Below are 17,140 nucleotides of genomic sequence, written 5' to 3' on the forward strand. Positions count from 1 at the left end.
CGATAGTTTCCGTCAACCGGACACTCCATTAGACCCATGGAATTGCTGGCGCAGCAGGTCCTGAACGGACTGGTCACCGGCAGTGTCTACAGCCTGGTCGCGCTCGGCTTGACGCTGATCTACGGGACCATGCACGTGCCGAACTTCGCGCACGGCCACCTCTACATGCTGGGCGCGTACCTGACGTACACGCTGGTGACCAGCGCCGGCCTGAACTACTGGGCGGCCATGGCCGTCTCGGTCGCGGTGCTCGCCGCCATCGGCGCCGCGCTCGAACGGCTGGTCTTCCGGCCGCTGCGCCACGCGCCCCACCTCAACGCGATGATCGCCGCACTCGGCGTCATGCTCTTTCTCGAGGCGGTCGCACAGAAGATCTGGGGCGAAGAGTTCCGGCACGTCGACTCGCCCCACACCGGGGTGGTCTCGGTCTTCGGGATGATGGTCACCGGGCACCGGCTGATTCTGGCCGGGGCCGCGGCCGCGCTGATGGTCGGGTTGCTGCTGTTTCTCACGCGAACGGTCGCCGGCTCGGCCATTCGCGCCACCGCCCAGAATCCCGAGGGCGCGTTGCTGGTCGGCATCGACACCAACCGCGTGGCGATGGCGACGTTTGCCATCTCCGCCGCGCTTGCGGCAGTGGCCGGCTCGCTGATTGCGCCGATCAGCCTCGTGTATCCCTCGATGGGCACGATGATCACGTTGAAGGCGTTTGCGATTGTCGTGGTCGGGGGCATGGGCAGCGTCCCCGGCGCATTGGCGGGCGGCTACCTGCTGGCCCTCGCCGAAAGCCTGGGCGGCACCTATATCTCGGCGACCTACCAGGACCTGGTGGCGTTTGTCGTGCTGGCGCTCGTGTTCACGTTCAAGCCGAGCGGCCTGTTCAAGGAGGCGGCGTAGTGTCGTCGCTCAAGCGGTTCGCGCCGGGCGTGGCGCTGGCCGCGGGCGCGGGGCTGCCACTGGTCGTGCCGAACGAGTACTACCTGCAGATCCTGACGCAGGGGTACGTCTTCGCCATCCTGGCCTGCGGCCTCAACGTGATCGTCGGCTTCGCCGGCCAGCTGTCGTTGGCGCACGCCGGATTCTTCGGGATCGGCGCGTACACGGTCGCGTTACTCGCCACCAAGGCGGGCGTGGCGTTCTGGCTCGGCTTGCCGGCCGGCATCGTCCTGACGGCCGCGTGCGGACACGCGATCGGATCGATCTGCCTGCGCAGCAAGGGGCACTACTTCTCGATCTTCACGCTCGCCGTCGGCCTGATCATCCACATCGTGATCCAGAAGTGGGAATCTCTGACCCACGGTCACGTTGGCGTGATTGGCATCCCGGGCCCAGGACCGATCGGTCCGATTCAGTTCGATTCCAGCATGGCGCGCTCGTACCTGGCGCTGGCGTTCCTGGCGCTGACGCTGGTCGCGACGGCGCGACTGCTGCGCTCGCCGGTTGGCCGCACGCTGATGGCCGTGCGCGAGAGCGAACCGCTGGCGGCCGCGGTCGGGCTCGACGTGATGGCCGCCAAGCGGCTGGCCTTTACCGTGTCGGCGGCGCTGGCCGGCCTGGCGGGCGGGCTGTATGCGGGCTTCATCGGCTTTCTCGGGCCCGAGTCGTCGAACGTGGAGGTCACGTTCAACTCGCTGCTCTACGTGATGGTTGGCGGGATGGGATCCTTGTCGGGCCCGGTCGCCGGCACGTTCATCGTCTACGGCCTCTCGCAGGTCCTCCAGGTCCTACAGGAGTACCAGATGGTGATCTTCGGCCTGGGGCTAGTGTTGCTGATCCTGTTCATGCCGACCGGACTCGCGGGCTTGATTCGATCCTGGTCTATCCGGCTAAAGCCGGCCAACAAGTCATGATGCTCGAGACCCACGGCCTCACCAAGGCGTTCGGCGGGCTGCGCGCGGTTGAAGGTGTGGACCTCACCGTCGCGGCGGGCACGATCACCGGCATCATCGGCCCCAACGGCGCCGGCAAGACGACCTTCTTCAACTTGATCAGCGGCGCGCTGCCGCCGACGAGCGGCCGCATTGTCTTCGAGGGCGAGGACGTGACGCGCCTGGCCGCGCACCAGATGGCGCGCCGCGGGATGGCGCGCACCTTCCAGGCCACCACCCTGTTTGCCGACGCGACGGCGATCGAGAACGTGCTGGTCGGCTACCGGCAACGGACCCGGTCGGGCCTGTGGGACGCATTGGTCCGAAGCCGCCGGCTGGCCCGCGAAGAGCGCGAGGCGCACGAGGCCGCGAGAGCGACGCTCGAGCTCGTGGGCCTTGGCGACCGCGCCGACCGGCTCGCGAACCGCCTGACACAGGAGCAGCAGAAGCGGCTCGCGATGGCCCTCGCGCTGGTCGCGCAACCGCGGCTGCTGCTGCTCGACGAACCGTTCGCCGGCATCAACGCCGAGCAGTCCCGCGGGTTGATTGCCTTGATCGAGCGCGTTGCCGCCGCCGGCGTTACAGTGTGCCTGATCGAACACCAGATGCAGGCGGTGATGCACCTGTGCCAGCGAATCATGGTGCTCGACTACGGCAAGAAGATCGCCGAGGGCACGCCCGACGACATTCGCCTCGCGCCGGCCGTTCTCGAGGCGTACCTGGGTCACAAATGACGTTGCAGGTCTCGAACCTCACCGTGTCGTACGGCGGCTTTCAAGCCACCCGCGAGGTCAACCTCGAGGTGCGTGAAGGCGAGCTGGTGGTGCTGCTCGGCGCCAACGGCGCCGGCAAGACCACGGTGTTCCGCGCCGTGAGCGGACTGCTCCGCGCCGATGCCGGCGCCGGCATCCAGTTCGCGGGTCGAGAGCTCTCGACCTTGAGCCCGCGCGAAATTGTCGCTACCGGGCTGTCGCACTGCCCGGAAGGCCGCAAGCTGTTTCCGGCGCTCTCGGTGCTGACCAACCTGCGCCTCGGCGCCTACCTGTGCCACGACCGCCACGCGGTCGAACAACGGCTCGGGCGCGTCCTGTCGTTGTTTCCGGCGCTCTCGACGCGCACCGGCGACCCGGCCGGCGCGCTCAGCGGCGGACAACAGCAGATGGTGGCGATTGGCCGGGCGCTGATGGCCGAGCCGCGCCTGCTGCTGCTCGACGAGCCGTCGGTCAGTCTCGCGCCCAAGGTGGTGCGACAGGTGCTCGATGCGGTTGCGGCGATCAACCGCGCCGGTACAATGGTGCTGCTGGCCGAGCAGAACGCCTACGCGGCGCTCGAGATTGCCCACCGCGGCTACGTGCTCGAGAACGGCCGCATCGTGATTGAAGGACCGGCGGCGGAGTTGATGACGCACGACGAGGTTCGGCGGGCGTATATGGGGGCTTAGAGTGCCTAAGGTGCCTAAGGTGCCTCAGGTGCCTAGGGTGCCTAGGGTGCCTAGGGTGCCTAAGGTGCCTAGGGTGCCTAGGGTGCCTAGGGTGCCTGGGGTGCCTGGGGTGCTAAGGAGCTGTGAATGAGTAGGAGTCGAACGTTAGTTGCTCGCCTATCAGTCGCTGCCGTTTTGCTCGCGGCGCTGGCCGGTTGCTCGTCGACTCCGGCCGGCGATACCGTCACGGTGGGATTCACGGGGCCGCTGAGCGGCGGCGCGGCGCTCTATGGCCGCAACGTGCTCGATGGGCTCGAGATGGCGATCGAGGACATCAATGCCGCCGGCGGCATCACCGTCGCGGGCCGGCCGGTGCGGGTGTCGGTGACGCCGCTCGACGATCGCTACTTCCCCAACGAATCGGCCACCAACGCCAAGCGGCTCGTGCACCAGAATCGCGCGCCCGCGGTGTTCTGCCCGCACAGCGGCGGCATTCTCGCCATCCAGGGCTTCAACGGCTCGGACCCGCCGTTCATCGTCGGCGCCTACAGCAGCGAGCCGCAGATCGTCGAAAGCGGCAATCCCCTGACGCTGATGATTCCGCCGAAATACCCGATCTACTTCGATGCCTTCGCGCAGACGATGCTCGACGGCCACGGCAAGCGGCTGGGCCGCATTCCCGGCGCGCACGCCTACGCCAAAGAGTGGACGAAGGGCTTCTCGGCGGTCTGGGAGGGCAAGGGCGGCACCCTGCTGACCAACAACGAGGTTGACTACAACACCACCACCGATTTCTCGAGCGTCGTCAGCAAGGCGCTCTCCGAGAGGCCGGACGTGCTGTTCGTCGGCGGGCCGTCGCAGGCGACGGCGCTCGTGATCAAGGCGGCACGCGAGCAGGGGTTCAAGGGCGGCTTCGTCGTGATGGACCAGGCCAAGTTCGAGGAAATGAACAAGCTGGTGCCGATGGCCATGCTCGAACACTCCGTCGGGGTGATGCCGACGGTGCACCACCCCGACTTCCGCGCCGCACGGTTCGTGGAGAAGTACCGCGCCAAGAAGGGCGCCGATCGCGACCCGCCGCGCGAGGTCAGCCTCACCTACGGCGCCATGCGCATCCTGGCCCGAGCCATGGAACTGGCCGGCACGACGACCGACGCCAGGGCGATTCACGCCGTGCTGGACGAGGCCGCCAAGACCCTGCCAGACGAGGCCAAGCCGTCGGAACTGCTTGGCGTGGACGCCAGCGGCCACCTGGAGCAAACCACGGTCGCCGCGCACGTGGTCGGCGGCAAGTTCGTTCCCCTGTACCTCAAGACAATTGATTAAGCACCCATGGCACAGCTGATTCGCTACGACGTCCGCGACCGCATCGCGATTCTCACGGTCGATAACCCCCCCGTTAACGCTATGGGACCCGGGGTGCTCGAAGGCATCGAAGAGGCCGTCGCCCGCGCCGACGCCGACCCGGCCGTCGACGCCATGGTGCTGATCGGCGCCGGGTCGACCTTCGTCGCGGGCGCCGACATCAAGATCTTCGGTACCCTCAAGACGCGCGAGCAATCGCTGGCGCGATCGGAAGCGACGCACGCGCGACTCCGGCGCATCGAGGACGCCGCCAAGCCGCTGGTCGCCGCGATTCATGGCAACGCCCTCGGCGGCGGCCTCGAAATCGCCATGTCGTGTCACTACCGGGTCATGGCGCACGACGCCAGGATCGGCCAGCCGGAAGTGATGCTGGGGATCATTCCCGGCGCCGGCGGTACCCAACGCCTGCCCCGCCTCTGCGGCGCGGCCATGGCGCTCGAGATGTGCACCGGCGGCAAGCCGGTATCCGCCTCCCGCGCGCACGCGGCCGACATCGTCGATGAGGTCATCACCGGATCGCTGCTCGATCACGCCATCGCGTTTGCCGCCACCAGGGCCGCCGCGGGTGATGCCAGAAGGACGCGCACCCTGTCCTCGAAGATCGCCGACCGCGAGGCCGGCCTGGCGGCCTGCGCCGCCACTCGCAAATCCTTGGCCAGCACGGCCAAGGGCGTTACCGCCCCCTTCAAGGCGGTGGACGCCATCGAAGCCGCGCTCTCGCTCGACTTCGACGCCGGCTCGGCCCGCGAGCGCGAGCTGTTCGCCGACTGCGTCACGTCGGTCGAGTGCCGCGCACTGGTGCACATGTTCTTCGCCGATCGCGAAGCCGCCAAGGTGCCCGACGTACCGAAGGACACGCCGGTGATGCCAATCGCCCGCGCCGCCGTCATCGGCGCCGGCACCATGGGCGGTGGCATCGCGATGACCTATGCCAACGCCGGCATTCCGGTGATCCTCAAGGATGTGGACGATGCGGCCGTTCAACGCGGGATGGCCACCATTCGCAAGAACTACGAATCGACGGTCGCCAAGGGGCGCATGACGGCCGAGGCCCTCGAGCGCACCATGGCCCTGATCACGCCGACGACCACCTACGACGGTTTCGATCAGGCCGACATCGTGGTCGAAGCGATCTTCGAAAACATGGACCTGAAGAAGACCACGTTCGCGGATTTGGCGCGGGTAACCAAGCCGTCCTGCCTCCTGGCCTCGAACACCTCAACGCTCGACATCGACGAGTTCGCCCTGGCCAGCGGTCGGCCCGGCCAGGTGATTGGCCACCACTTCTTCAGCCCCGCGAACGTGATGAAGCTGCTCGAGATCGTCCGCGCCAAGCAGACCAGCAAAGAAGCCATCGCGACCTCGCTCGCCCTCGCCAAGAAGCTCGGCAAGGTGGGCGTAGTCGTCGGCAACTGTTTCGGGTTCGTCGCCAACCGGATGCTGGCGTACTACATGCGCGAGGCGCTGTTGCTGCTGGAGGAGGGCGCCACGGTGTCGCAGGTGGATGGCGCGCTGACCGCCTTTGGAATGCCGGTAGGTCCGTTCGGCATGCAGGACATTGCCGGCATTGACGTGGGCTGGCGCATTCGCCAGCATCTCAAGCTCACCGGCCAGACGCGCGCCGAAGGTCCGCAGTCGGAAGTGCCGGACCGTCTTTACGAGATGGGCCGATACGGACAGAAGACCGGCGCCGGCTGGTACCGGTACGAGGCCGGCAGCCGCACGCGCATCCCGGATCCGATCGTCGACGAACTCGCGGCCGCCGAAGCGGCGAAGCGAGGGATCACCCGACGCAAGGTGGACGACGCGGAAATCATTGCCCGGATCATGACGGCGCTCGCCAACGAAGGCGCCCGCATTCTCGAGGAGGGCTACGCCACGCGCGCCAGCGACATCGACGCGGTCTACTGTTACGGGTTTGGCTACCCGCGGCACGTCGGCGGGCCGATGTTCTACGCCGACACGGTCGGCTTGCCAACGGTACTGGCGCGGGTGAAAGAGTATCGCGAACGCTGCGGCGACTACTGGCGGCCGGCCGCACTTCTCGAGAAGCTCGCGGCCGAGGGCCGCGGCTTCCACTCGTAACAGCGGCGACTAGGCGCGCTCGAACAGGGCGGCCGCGCCCTGCCCGCCGCCCACGCACATGGTGACCACGCCGTAGCGCGCCTGGCGACGTTGCATCTCGTAGGCGATCGTGCCGACCAGGCGCGACCCGGTCATGCCGAACGGGTGGCCGATCGCAATCGAGCCGCCGTTGACGTTGAGGCGCTCCATCGGGATGCCCAGCTGGTCGCGGCAGTAGAGCACCTGCGACGCAAACGCCTCGTTGAGCTCCCACACGTCGATGTCATCGACCGTGAGCCCCTGGTTCTTGAGAAGCTTGGGCACGGCATAGACCGGCCCAATCCCCATCTCATCCGGTTCGCATCCGGCGGTCGCATAGCCGCGAAACACCAGCAGCGGCGCGAGGCCCAGGTCCTTGGCGCGCGCCATGGACATCACCAGTGTGGCCGACGCGCCATCCGACAGCTGCGACGAATTGCCGGCCGTGACGCTGCCCTGGCCGCTGGTCTTGTCGAACACGGGCGGCAGTTTTTGCAGGACCTCGAGGGTGGTGTCGGCGCGATTGCACTCGTCGCGGTCGACCCGCGCGTCTTCTTCGCCGGTCTTCTCGCCGGTCTTCTTGTCGAGAATGGCGCGACGGACATCAATGGGGGCAATCTCGTCGGCGAACGCGCCCCCCTGCTGGGCGCTCGCCGTCCGCATTTGGCTCATCACCGAGTACTCGTCCTGCGCCAGCCGGCTGATGCCGTAGCGCTTGGCCACCACTTCCGCCGTCTCGCCCATCACCATGTAGAGGCCGGGATGGTGCTCCTGCACCCACGGGTTGGGCGAGTTGTCGCGCTGCATCATCGTGATCGACTCGACGCCGCCGCCAATCGCCGCCTCGACGCCCTCTTGCAGCACCATGTGGGCCGCCTGGACGATGGCCTGCAGGCCGGAATTGCAGAAGCGATTCACCGTCACGCCTGGCGTCGAGACCGGCAGCCCGGCCCGCAACGCCGCGACGCGCGCGACGTTGTGCCCCTGCGGGCCATGCGGCTGCCCGCAGCCGAGGATCACTTCTTCGATCTCGGCCGGTTCCAGCCCTGGCACCTTGGCCAGGGCACTAACGATGCAATGCGCGGCCAGGTCGTCGGGCCGGGTGATGTTGAAGGATCCGCGTTGTGACTTGGCCAGAGGCGTGCGGCTACTCGAGACGATGACGGCTTCGCGCATGATGCAGCAATTCTACATGCGCCCGGCCAGCGTCTTGGCAATCACCTCGCCGTGGAACCGGCCGTTCTCGATGAACACGCTGCCGGTCTTCTTGCCGGCGACCTGCCCGCCGGCCACGAACAGCCCGGGCACGTTGGTCTCGTGGGTCTCGGCGTCATACGCCGGCTCCAGCGTCTCGGGGTTGATGTCGATGCCGGCGCGGCGCATGAAGTCCGGGTCGGCGCGGTAGCCGGTCAAAAGCAGCACGCCCTCGGCAGGCAGCGTGACGCCGGAGTCGAGCACGACCGCGGTCGGCCGAATCTCCACGACATTGGCATTGAAGTGCGCCGCGATCGACCCTTCCTTCACGCGGTTCTCGATGTCGGGCTTCACCCAGTACTTGATCGAATCACCGAACGCCGCGCCGCGATGGACGATGGTGACGTGACCGCCGGCGCGGTGGATCTCGAGCGCCGCTTCGGCGGCGGAATTCTTGCCGCCGACAATGACCACGCGCTGCCGGTAGTACGGGTGCGCTTCCTTGTAGAAGTGCGAGACATGCGGCAGGTCTTCGCCGGGAATGTTCAACATGACCGGCGCGCCGTAGTACCCCATGGCCAGCACGACGTTGCGCGCCTCGCGCACGCGCGTCACGCCGCGCGCGTTGCGAGTGTAGACGCGAAAGAGAGTCAGCGCACCCACCTCAGCTGCTTCGTCGGCGGTGGCGGGCTTGACCTCCGTCACCTCTTCGAACAGCGACACCTGCAGCTGGAACGTGTCGACGACCTTGCGGTAGTACTGCAGCGCCTCGGCCCGGGTCGGCTTGTCGTACGGCGTGGTCAAGGGAATGCCGCCAATCTCCAGCAGCTCGGGAGTGGTGAAGAACACCATGTTGATGGGGAACCGCGCGATGCCGTCGACCAGCGACCCTTTTTCGAGGACGAGGTAGTCGAGGCCGAAGTGCTTGGCGGCAATGGCGGTGGCGAGCCCGGACGGACCGGCCCCAATGATGATGACGTCGCGAACAGACATGTCTACTGATTCTAGCCGGGAGTCGGGAGTCGGGAGTCGGGAGTCGGGAGTCGGTTAAGATGCGCGCGAGGGTTCGTCATGCGATTCCTGATCGTCGCGGCCATCGTCACCTCCGCTTCCCTGCTGTCGGCGCAGGCGCCGCAGGCTCCCGCGTCGCAGCCGGTGTTCCGGGCCGGCGTCGAGCTCATCAGCGTGGACGTGACTGCACTCGACGGCAACGGCCGACAGGTCACCGACCTGGCCGCCACCGACTTCCTCGTCCAGGTTGACGGTGATGCCCGGCAGGTCGTGTCGGCCGAATACATTCGCTCCGTCGATCCGTTTCGCGTAATCGGCGCGCCGCGCAAGGTGGTGGCCGCGCCAGACGAGGCGTTCTTCACCTCCAACGCCAAGGGTGCGCCCAGTGGACGGCTGATCATGCTGCTCGTCGACCAGGGCAACATCCGCACCGGCGCCGCGCGCGCGGTCATGAACAGCGCCAAGCAATTCGTCGACACGCTCACGCCCGAGGATCGGGTCGCGGTGATCGCGGTGCCTGGCCCCGGCGAACTGGTCGACTTCACCACCGATCACGACAAGGTCCGTGAGTCGCTGCTGCGCATTGTCGGCGGCTCCGACCCGATGAAGGGCCGGTTCAACCTCGGCGTGACCGAGGCAATGGCGCTGTACACCCACAACAACCTGCAACTGGCGATCGAAGTGCTGAAGCGCGAGTGCGGGACGTCGGTGGACGCCGAACGGTGCGAGCGCGAGGTGGAACAGGATGCCGCACAGATTGCCGCCGATGTCCGGCAACGAACCAACGCCTCGGTGGCGGGCATGCGCGCGGTGATGCAGGGCCTGGCCGGCATCGAGGGACCGAAGTCGATCATCCTGATGTCGGAAGGGCTGGTCTTCGAAGGCCTGGGCGGCGAGACCGAAGAGCTGGCGGCGGCGGCCGCCGACGCCCAAGCCAGCATCGACGTGCTGCTGATGGATGTGCCGAGTTTTGATGCCGCCCAGCGCGAGCGCCCCAACACCCAGCGCGAGGACCGCGACCTGCAGGTCACCGGCCTCGAGATGCTGGCCGGCGCGTCGCGCGGCGGGCTGTACCGCATCAACACCACGGCGGGGTTCGCGTTCGACCGCATCTCGCGTGGCATCGACGGCTTCTACCTGCTGGGCGTCGAGGCGCGGCCCGACGACCGCAACGGCCGCCGCCACAACATTTCGGTGAAGTCGGGCCGCCGCGGCGTCACCATTCGCTCGCGGCGCACCTTCCTGACCTCGGTATCGGCCAGGGCCACCACGCCGGCCGACGCCGTGACGCGCGCGCTCAAGTCGCTGCTGCCCATCAACGACCTGCCGCTGCGCCTGGCGACCTGGACCTACAAGGAACCGGGCAGTTCGAAGGTGCGGGTGCTGGTGGCCGCCGAGGCGGAACGCCTGGCCGGTCAACCGCTCGGCTACACCACCGGCCTGTTGCTGGTGAACAAAGCGGGACGAGGCCTCGCGCCAGCCGTCGCGCCGCGAACGCTGGCCGAGAAGGCCGGCGATCCCGGCACCGCGGTGTTCTCGGCCTCAATGGCGGTGGACCCGGGAGAGTACCGGCTGATTCTGTCGATGGCCGACAGCGAGGGCCGCGTCGGCAGCGTGTCCCGCCTGGTCACCGCGTGGCAGATGGATGGACCGGCGCTGGCCATGGGGGACCTGGTCGTCGGCGGCCTCACGCCCGGGCAAGCCGCGCCGCTCGTGCCCGCGATCGAGCCCGCGGTCGGCGGCGGCCAGATGGCCGCCCTCGTTGAAATGTATGGCTCGCCGGCGCAACTGGCCGGACTCGAAGCCACACTCGAGATCCTGGTCAACGAAGATGCCCCGCCGCTCGCCACCATCGCCATGCGGATCGGCGCCGGGGCGTCGCCCGAGATTCTCGCCGGCACCGCGCAGTTCAGCACCACGGCACTGCCGCCGGGCCGCTACCTGGCGCGCAGCACGATTCGGCAGGCCGGCAAGGCCCAGGGCCACATGACTCGCCCCTTCCGCATCGTCACCGAGTCGCCCGCCTTGAACGACGGCGTGCCGGTGGCCGCGTCGGGCGGCCCGCTGCCTGCCCAGATGATCGCGGTGCTGCTCGGCGGGCTGGAGAATTTCAACTCCAAGGAACTGCTCACGCCGGCCGCGCTAACCCCGATGTTCGCCGCTGCCGAAGGCCGACCCGCCGCCTCGGTGGCTGCGGTCAAGGAAGCGCGCGGCGGGGACCTGGGCTCGGCGGCCATGACCGCGCTTGGCGACGGCGACCAGGCGCTGGCCGCCTTCTTCAAGGGACTCGAGCTGCTGCAGCTCTCGCAACTCGACAAGGCGGCCGTGCAGTTCCAAAGCGCGATGCAGATCGCGCCGGGGTTCACGCCGGCGCGCCTGTACCTGGGCGCGTCGCTCGCGGCGGCCAACCGCCACAAGGAGGCGGCCGGGCTGATCCAAAGCGCGGCGAACACGCCGCCGAACGCCGTGGTAGCGCGGCTCGCCGGCGAGGAGTGGATCAAGGCCGGACAGCCGGTGCTCGCCATCGCGCCGCTCGAACTGGCGATGCAGCAACCCGGCGTGGACGCGCGCACGCGCAAGCTGATGGGCATGGCCTACGTGCTGGGCGGCCGGCCCGCCGAGGCGGTGGCCGTGTTGACGCCGTACCTGGAGACCAACCCGGGCGATCAGTCGGCGCAACTGGCGGCGATCTTCGGCACCTACATCCGCCACCTGAACGCGGCACAGCCGGCGACGCTGGCCGCCGACCAGATCAACGTCGCCAAGTGGTCAAAGGCCTACACGGCGGCCAAGGGCGCGATGCAGCCGTTAGTGTCCGCCTGGGTTCAGCACGTGCAGTCACTGAAGTAGAGTCCGGCTTTGGCCGGACAGACAAGCGACGTGGCGAATCGTGGGGCGGCCCGCTGTTTACACTTTTCGGACGGGTCCCGGATAGCTGGCCAGCGTCTCGTCGGCGGTCACGAGCGTAATACCTTCGCAGGTGGCTTGCGCCAAAAGCAACCGGTCGAACGGATCCTTGTGAATCGCGGGCAAGGTGGACGTAGCGGCAGCATGCTCGCCGGTGACGGGCAATTCGACATAGCCGCTGTCGAGCAGCGCACGTCGGAGTGCGCCTGCATCGACACCGAAGTCGGCCTTACCGGCGTGGGCCTTGAGCGCGATCTCCCAGAGACTAGCGGCGCTGAACACCAGTTCATTACCCTCGTCGGCGAGGAGCCGGCGTCCGGTGGATGAGAGCCTGCCAGGCGGACTCTCCGCCACCCACAGAAGCAGGTGGGTGTCCAAGAGGAGTCTCACTCCTCAATCCCGAACAACTTCGCCACCTCGGCATCCAGGCGGTCAAAGTCGTCCGGGACCTTGATCTGCCCTGCCAGGAAGCCGAATCGCTTCGCCTTCTTCGGCGCATCGATCGCGGTGACCTTCACCATGGGCTTACCAGCCTTGGCAATGATGATGGTCTCCCCCTTCGACGCTCGCTCCACGAGCTTCGAAAGTTGGGTCTTGGCTTCGTGGATGTTGACGGTGATGGTGGCCATTTGATCGGACTAAGCTAACTGGACTAAGTCTAGCAAGACCCGGTGGCGCCGTCAATACCAGACCCTGCCCACGCGCCGGAGGCGCGCCCCACGAGCGGCGGCGCCGCGAGCCCGACGAGAGCGCGACTTGTCCGCCGTAGCCCGCAGGGCGAAGGTGGAAGCGCGCGAGCCCCACGGTCGCCGCTAGGCGACCGCCCCGTCCGTCAGGTACAAGCCTTTGTCGATAATCGCGAACGCCTCCGCCAGCTCCGCCTCGGTGATGCACAGCGGCGGGTTGGTGAAGAACGTGTTCCACCGCACGAACGTGTAGAGCCCTTCTTCGCGGAAGAACTTGCCGAGCGCCTGCATGGCCGGCGACGTGCCGTTGAACGGCGCCAGCGGTTCCATGGTGTTGCGATCCTTGACCAGTTCGACGATGCCGAACAGGCCGATGGAGCGGACATCGCCCACGCACGGGTGCTTGGCCTTGAGCTCGGCCAGCATCTTCCCCATCACCACGCCCATCTTCTTGGCGCGTTCGATCAGGTTGTCTTCCTCGTAGACCGCGATGGTGGCCAGCGCCGCGGCGCAGCCAAGCGGGTGGCTGTTGTAGGTCAGGCCGCCGTAGAACACCTTGTCCTTGAAGTGATCCGCGATCGAACGGCGGAGGCCGACGGCGCCCAGCGCGACATAGGCGCTCGTCAGGCCCTTGGCCATCACCAGGATGTCGGGGACCACCTTCCAGTGATCGACCGCGAACCACTCGCCGGTGCGGCCGAAGCCGGACATCACCTCATCACAGATCAGCAGGATGCCGTGCTTGTCGCAGAGCGCACGCACGCCTTCGAGATAGCCGTCGGGCGGCACGTGAATGCCGTTGGTGCCCGTCACCGTCTCCATCAGGAAGCCCGCGATGGTCTGCGGCCCTTCGAGCATGATCACTTCTTCGAGTTCGGCGAGCGCGTCGGGGCCGGAGAGCGTACCGCGCTTCAACCCGTGATGCGGGTGCGGCACGTGGATGATGCCCGGCATGCCGGGCTCCATCGCCCAGCGTCGCGGATCACCGGTCGCCGTGAGGCTGGCGCCGGTGCCGCCGTGGTACGACCGGTAGCGCGCGAGGATCTTGTGGCGGCCGGTGGCCAGCCGCGCGATGCGGATCGCGTTCTCGTTGGCTTCGGCGCCGCCGTTGGTGAAGAAGAAGACGTCGATGTCGCCGGGACAGATCGCGGCCAGCTTCTGCCCCAACCGGGCGCGCGCCTCGGTGGCCATGAACGGGTTGGCGTAGGCCAGCGTCGCCGCCTGATCCTGGATCGCCTTGATCACCCGCGGATCGCCGTGGCCGATGTTGACGCACATCAACTGGCTGTTGAAGTCGATGAAGCGCTTGCCCTCGGGCGTCCAGAAGTGAATGCCCTTCGCTTTCGCCACGGGGATGGGATCGACGTGCGCCTGCGCTGACCACTCGTAGAGCGAGTGCTGCTTCGACAGCGCCACCATTTCTTGTCCAGTCATAAGTCCTCACCCAACTGCAACCACGAAGAGCACGAAGATTAGCCACGAAGACCGCGAAGAACTCTTTCTCAAGAAAACCAAATCACCTTCGTGTCCTTCGAGATTCACTTCGTGGCCTTCGTGGTAGCGTTCTCATTCCGCCAGCGTCAGAACCGCCAGCGCCAATACTTTCGTCGCCATCACAATATCCGCAATCGAGCAGTACTCGTCAGGTTGATGCGCCAGCGCCAGGTCGCCGGGACCGTACGCCACGCACTGCGGCACGCCGGCAATGCGATCGACGTGTTTCTGATCGTAGGTGCCGGGACTCGCCACGAGCGACGCCGGCCGGCCCACCACGCGGGCAATGGCGCCGGTCAGCGCCGCGATCACCGGCGCGTCATCCGGCGCGCGGGTCGGCTCGACGATCATTCGGTCTTCAATCGAAAACCGGACGGTCGGCATGCGCACCTGCGCTTTGGCCACCAGCCCGGCAATCTCGGCGCGGGTGCGCTCGAGGCCCTCTTCGAGCAGGAAGCGGCGATCGAACACCACCCGGCAGCGATCGGCGACACATGGGCTCGGTGATTCGTCCACCGGCTGCCCGCCGTCGATGCCGTTGATGTTGATGGTGGCGTGGCGCGATCCTTCCGGCACCACCGGCATGGCCGTCACACGCCCCAGGAGCGCCGGCCCGAGCTCGTCGCGCACCAGCTCGAGCAGGTGCGACATGCCCTCCACGGCGTTGGCGCCCAGGTACGGCATGCTGCCGTGGGCAATGCGGCCCTCGGCCACCACCTCGAACCAGTAGACGCCGCGATGACCGACGCACACCCGGTCCACGCCGAACGGCTCCGGGATGATCACGGCCTTGGTTCGCTCCCGCGAGATCCAGCGGTTCTCGGCCAGCCACGCCACGCCCGCGAAGCCGCCGCTTTCTTCATCGACCGTCCCGCTGATCTCGATCGGCGCCGCGTGCGCGACACCGGCCCGGCGAATCGCCTCGGCCGCAAACACCGCCGCGGCGAGGCCCGCCTTCATGTCGCAGGAGCCGCGGCCATAGAGCCGGCCGCCCTCGATCTCACCGCCAAACGGATCGCGCGTCCAGCCCTGCCCCGCCGGCACCACGTCGAAGTGCCCGTTCAGGTGAATGCCCGGTCCCTTGACGCGGCCGTCATGACGACCGACGACGTTGATGCGGGGATGGAGCGGCGTGTGTTCGCGCTTGCCGATTGCCGGCAGCAGGTGGACGTCGGCGCCATGCGCCCGCAACTGGTCGCCAATCGCATTGGCGCACGCCTCGTACTCCTCCCCCGGCGGGTTCACCGTGGGAATGCGCACGAGCCGAGCCGCGAAATCGATCATCTCGTCGGCAGCGCGATCAACTTCAGCGAGGACGCGGTCGATGGCGGAGGCAGCCACTGGAAGAGTCTAGCAGGTCGGGAGGCTTCGAAAATGCTGACACAGAAGCACGGAAACACAGAACACGAAGGTTGGTAGTTGGTCGTGGACGACAACGTTCGAGTGGTTTCGTGATTCGGTGTTTCCGTGGTCCGCATTGAACGTCTATAGTCTGGTCATGTTCAGACTCGATCGAAAGACGATAGCGGTTATTGGCGCAGGTTCGGGGATCGGCCAGGCGGTCGCCCTCGGGGTTGCGCAACAGGGCGGCCACACCATTTGCCTCGACATCAACGCCGCCAACGCCGCGGCGACCGCGGAGATGATCGCCAAGACCGGCGGCTCGGCCGACTCGGGTGTGATGGACATTGCCGACGAGACCTCGGTGCGCGATGGCCTCGCCAACTCGCTGCACCACCGCCCAGGGCTCGACGGCCTGGTCTGCACACCGGCCATCAACGTCCGGAAATCCATCTTGAAATACACCGGCGAGGAGTTCGACCGCGTGGTGCGCGTCAACCTGCGCGGCAACTTCAACGTGCTGCAGGCGGCGGGCCAGTTGATGGTCCTCCAGAAATCCGGCAGCATCGTGCTGTTCTCGTCCATTCGATCGCTCGTCACCGAGCCGGGGCAGTCGGTCTACTCGATGACCAAGGCGGGCATCGTGCAACTGGTGCGCACCGCCGCCACCGAGTGGGGACAGCTGGGGGTGCGGGTCAACGCGGTCGGCCCGGGCGTGATTGAAACCCCGCTCACGGCGCCGATCAAGTCGCAGCCCGCGTGGTACCAGGCCTACGCCGACAAGACGCCCATGAAGCGTTGGGCACAGGCGTCGGAGATGGCCGGCCCCACCGTGTTCCTGCTGTCGGATGCGGCCAGCTACGTGACCGGCACGATCCTGTTCGCCGATGGCGGCTGGCTCGCCAACGACGGACGGTTCACGCCGCCGGGAATGTAGGACGCCCATGCCGCCAGCCGCACCGCAGCTCATCGGCCTGCCCTACGACGCCAGTTCCTCGTTCCTGCGCGGGGCCGCGGCGGCGCCGCCGGTGATCCGACAGGCGCTGTGGTCGCCGGCCGGCAATACCTTCACCGAGAACGGCGCCGACCTTGCCCGGCTGACCGACGCGGGCGACCTGTCCCTGGCCGAGGATTCGGCCAGGGCGCGTGACCAGATCGAGATGGGTATTGGCGCACTGCTGGCCAGCGGGTTCCAACCGATCGCCCTCGGCGGTGACCACTCGATCACCTACCCGATCCTGATGGCGGTCACGGCTGAACGGCCCACGCTCACCATCCTCCACATCGACGCGCACGGCGACCTCTACGACCATTTCGAAGGTGATCGCCTGTCGCACGCCTGCCCGTTCGCCCGCATCATGGAGGAATGCCCAGGCGTCACGCTGGTGCAGGTGGGCATTCGCACGCTGACACCGCACCAGCGCGACCAGATCGCGCGGTTCGGCGTGAACTGCATCGAGATGCGGCACTTCGCCAGCGGCGCGCGGCCGGCCATCGACGGCCCGGTCTACGTCTCGGTTGACCTCGACGGCCTCGATCCGGCCTTTGCGCCCGGCGTCTCGCACCGCGAGCCCGGCGGCCTGGGCGTCCGCGACGTCTTGACAATGATCCACCAGCTGCGCGGGCCGATCGTGGGCGCCGATGTCGTCGAGTTCAATCCGGCGCAGGACCTCGGCGGCGTGACGGCGAATGTCGCCGCCAAGATCGTCCGCGAGATCGCTGGGCAGATGATGCTGGGTCCCGCAATGTAG

General features: G+C 67.3%; 15 protein-coding genes. 9 read left to right on the forward strand and 6 right to left on the reverse strand.

Going from position 1 to position 17,140, the window contains the following annotated elements; translation table 11 throughout:
* Window positions 1–36: 36 nt before the first annotated feature.
* The 6 genes from Q8T13_04350 to Q8T13_04375 all read left to right on the forward strand — a co-directional run bounded on the left by Q8T13_04350 (window position 37) and on the right by Q8T13_04375 (window position 6,738).
* A complete protein-coding gene (locus Q8T13_04350; protein ID MDP3716982.1) occupies window positions 37–897 on the forward strand; it encodes a branched-chain amino acid ABC transporter permease in 861 nt (286 codons plus the stop codon).
* Window positions 897–1,850: a branched-chain amino acid ABC transporter permease gene (locus Q8T13_04355; protein ID MDP3716983.1), complete on the forward strand. Its 954-nt coding sequence runs from the start codon at window positions 897–899 to the stop codon at window positions 1,848–1,850. Before Q8T13_04350 ends, Q8T13_04355 begins: the two co-directional genes overlap by 1 nt.
* The gene (locus Q8T13_04360; GenBank protein ID MDP3716984.1) at window positions 1,850–2,602 is read left to right on the forward strand and encodes an ABC transporter ATP-binding protein; all 753 of its coding nucleotides are present in this window, start codon (window positions 1,850–1,852) and stop codon (window positions 2,600–2,602) included. The genes Q8T13_04355 and Q8T13_04360 overlap by 1 nt, the downstream gene beginning before the upstream one ends.
* Window positions 2,599–3,309, forward strand: a complete 711-nt coding sequence (locus Q8T13_04365; GenBank protein ID MDP3716985.1) for an ABC transporter ATP-binding protein — start codon at window positions 2,599–2,601, stop codon at window positions 3,307–3,309. Before Q8T13_04360 ends, Q8T13_04365 begins: the two co-directional genes overlap by 4 nt.
* Before the next feature lie 174 nt (window positions 3,310–3,483).
* Window positions 3,484–4,614 carry an ABC transporter substrate-binding protein gene (locus Q8T13_04370; GenBank protein MDP3716986.1) on the forward strand — a complete coding sequence of 377 codons (1,131 nt, stop codon included), beginning with the start codon at window positions 3,484–3,486 and terminating at the stop codon, window positions 4,612–4,614.
* Window positions 4,615–4,620: 6 nt separating this feature from the next.
* Window positions 4,621–6,738: a 3-hydroxyacyl-CoA dehydrogenase NAD-binding domain-containing protein gene (locus Q8T13_04375; GenBank protein ID MDP3716987.1), complete on the forward strand. Its 2,118-nt coding sequence runs from the start codon at window positions 4,621–4,623 to the stop codon at window positions 6,736–6,738.
* 9 nt (window positions 6,739–6,747) lie between these two features.
* On the opposite strand, the gene Q8T13_04380 is transcribed toward Q8T13_04375, so the two are convergent.
* Window positions 6,748–7,932, reverse strand: a complete 1,185-nt coding sequence (locus Q8T13_04380; protein ID MDP3716988.1) for a thiolase family protein — start codon at window positions 7,930–7,932, stop codon at window positions 6,748–6,750.
* A gap of 12 nt (window positions 7,933–7,944) precedes the next feature.
* Window positions 7,945–8,943 (reverse strand): YpdA family putative bacillithiol disulfide reductase, encoded by a 999-nt coding sequence (locus Q8T13_04385; GenBank protein MDP3716989.1) that lies wholly within the window; start codon window positions 8,941–8,943, stop codon window positions 7,945–7,947.
* Between the two features lie 78 nt (window positions 8,944–9,021).
* On the opposite strand from Q8T13_04385, the gene Q8T13_04390 reads away from it, so the two are divergent.
* Window positions 9,022–11,811, forward strand: a complete 2,790-nt coding sequence (locus Q8T13_04390; GenBank protein ID MDP3716990.1) for a VWA domain-containing protein — start codon at window positions 9,022–9,024, stop codon at window positions 11,809–11,811.
* Window positions 11,812–11,868: 57 nt separating this feature from the next.
* On the opposite strand, the gene Q8T13_04395 is transcribed toward Q8T13_04390, so the two are convergent.
* From Q8T13_04395 to Q8T13_04410, 4 genes are all read right to left on the reverse strand, one after another.
* Complete coding sequence (locus tag Q8T13_04395) at window positions 11,869–12,258, reverse strand: type II toxin-antitoxin system VapC family toxin (protein MDP3716991.1); 390 nt, start codon at window positions 12,256–12,258, stop codon at window positions 11,869–11,871.
* Entirely contained in the window at window positions 12,255–12,497 is a 243-nt protein-coding gene (locus tag Q8T13_04400; protein MDP3716992.1) for a type II toxin-antitoxin system prevent-host-death family antitoxin, read from the reverse strand. The genes Q8T13_04395 and Q8T13_04400 overlap by 4 nt, the downstream gene beginning before the upstream one ends.
* Window positions 12,498–12,680: 183 nt before the next feature.
* A complete protein-coding gene (locus Q8T13_04405; GenBank protein MDP3716993.1) occupies window positions 12,681–13,988 on the reverse strand; it encodes an aminotransferase class III-fold pyridoxal phosphate-dependent enzyme in 1,308 nt (435 codons plus the stop codon).
* Window positions 13,989–14,120: 132 nt separating this feature from the next.
* Window positions 14,121–15,389: an acetylornithine deacetylase/succinyl-diaminopimelate desuccinylase family protein gene (locus Q8T13_04410; GenBank protein MDP3716994.1), complete on the reverse strand. Its 1,269-nt coding sequence runs from the start codon at window positions 15,387–15,389 to the stop codon at window positions 14,121–14,123.
* Window positions 15,390–15,546: 157 nt separating this feature from the next.
* Between Q8T13_04410 and Q8T13_04415 the strand changes: the two genes are divergently transcribed.
* On the forward strand, window positions 15,547–16,326 hold the full coding sequence (locus Q8T13_04415) for an SDR family oxidoreductase (protein MDP3716995.1): 780 nt from the start codon (window positions 15,547–15,549) through the stop codon (window positions 16,324–16,326).
* A 7-nt stretch (window positions 16,327–16,333) separates the two neighbouring features.
* Window positions 16,334–17,140, forward strand: coding sequence for an agmatinase (gene speB / locus Q8T13_04420; protein ID MDP3716996.1), 807 nt, complete (start codon window positions 16,334–16,336; stop codon window positions 17,138–17,140).

The organism is Acidobacteriota bacterium (assembly GCA_030697165.1).
In the GTDB taxonomy this organism is placed as follows: Bacteria; Acidobacteriota; Vicinamibacteria; order Vicinamibacterales; family UBA2999; genus 12-FULL-67-14b.

Excerpts from the sequence above, each read along its gene's own strand:
- Q8T13_04350 (MDP3716982.1), top strand. The coding sequence starts at position 37 with ATGGAATTGCTGGCGCAGCAGGTCCTGAACGGACTGGTCACCGGCAGT.
- Q8T13_04360 (MDP3716984.1), top strand. The coding sequence starts at position 1,850 with ATGCTCGAGACCCACGGCCTCACCAAGGCGTTCGGCGGGCTGCGCGCG.
- Q8T13_04365 (MDP3716985.1), top strand. The coding sequence starts at position 2,599 with ATGACGTTGCAGGTCTCGAACCTCACCGTGTCGTACGGCGGCTTTCAA.
- Q8T13_04375 (MDP3716987.1), top strand. The coding sequence starts at position 4,621 with ATGGCACAGCTGATTCGCTACGACGTCCGCGACCGCATCGCGATTCTC.
- Q8T13_04380 (MDP3716988.1), bottom strand. The coding sequence starts at position 7,932 with ATGCGCGAAGCCGTCATCGTCTCGAGTAGCCGCACGCCTCTGGCCAAG.
- Q8T13_04385 (MDP3716989.1), bottom strand. The coding sequence starts at position 8,943 with ATGTCTGTTCGCGACGTCATCATCATTGGGGCCGGTCCGTCCGGGCTC.
- Q8T13_04390 (MDP3716990.1), top strand. The coding sequence starts at position 9,022 with ATGCGATTCCTGATCGTCGCGGCCATCGTCACCTCCGCTTCCCTGCTG.
- Q8T13_04400 (MDP3716992.1), bottom strand. The coding sequence starts at position 12,497 with ATGGCCACCATCACCGTCAACATCCACGAAGCCAAGACCCAACTTTCG.
- Q8T13_04405 (MDP3716993.1), bottom strand. The coding sequence starts at position 13,988 with ATGACTGGACAAGAAATGGTGGCGCTGTCGAAGCAGCACTCGCTCTAC.
- Q8T13_04415 (MDP3716995.1), top strand. The coding sequence starts at position 15,547 with ATGTTCAGACTCGATCGAAAGACGATAGCGGTTATTGGCGCAGGTTCG.
- speB (MDP3716996.1), top strand. The coding sequence starts at position 16,334 with ATGCCGCCAGCCGCACCGCAGCTCATCGGCCTGCCCTACGACGCCAGT.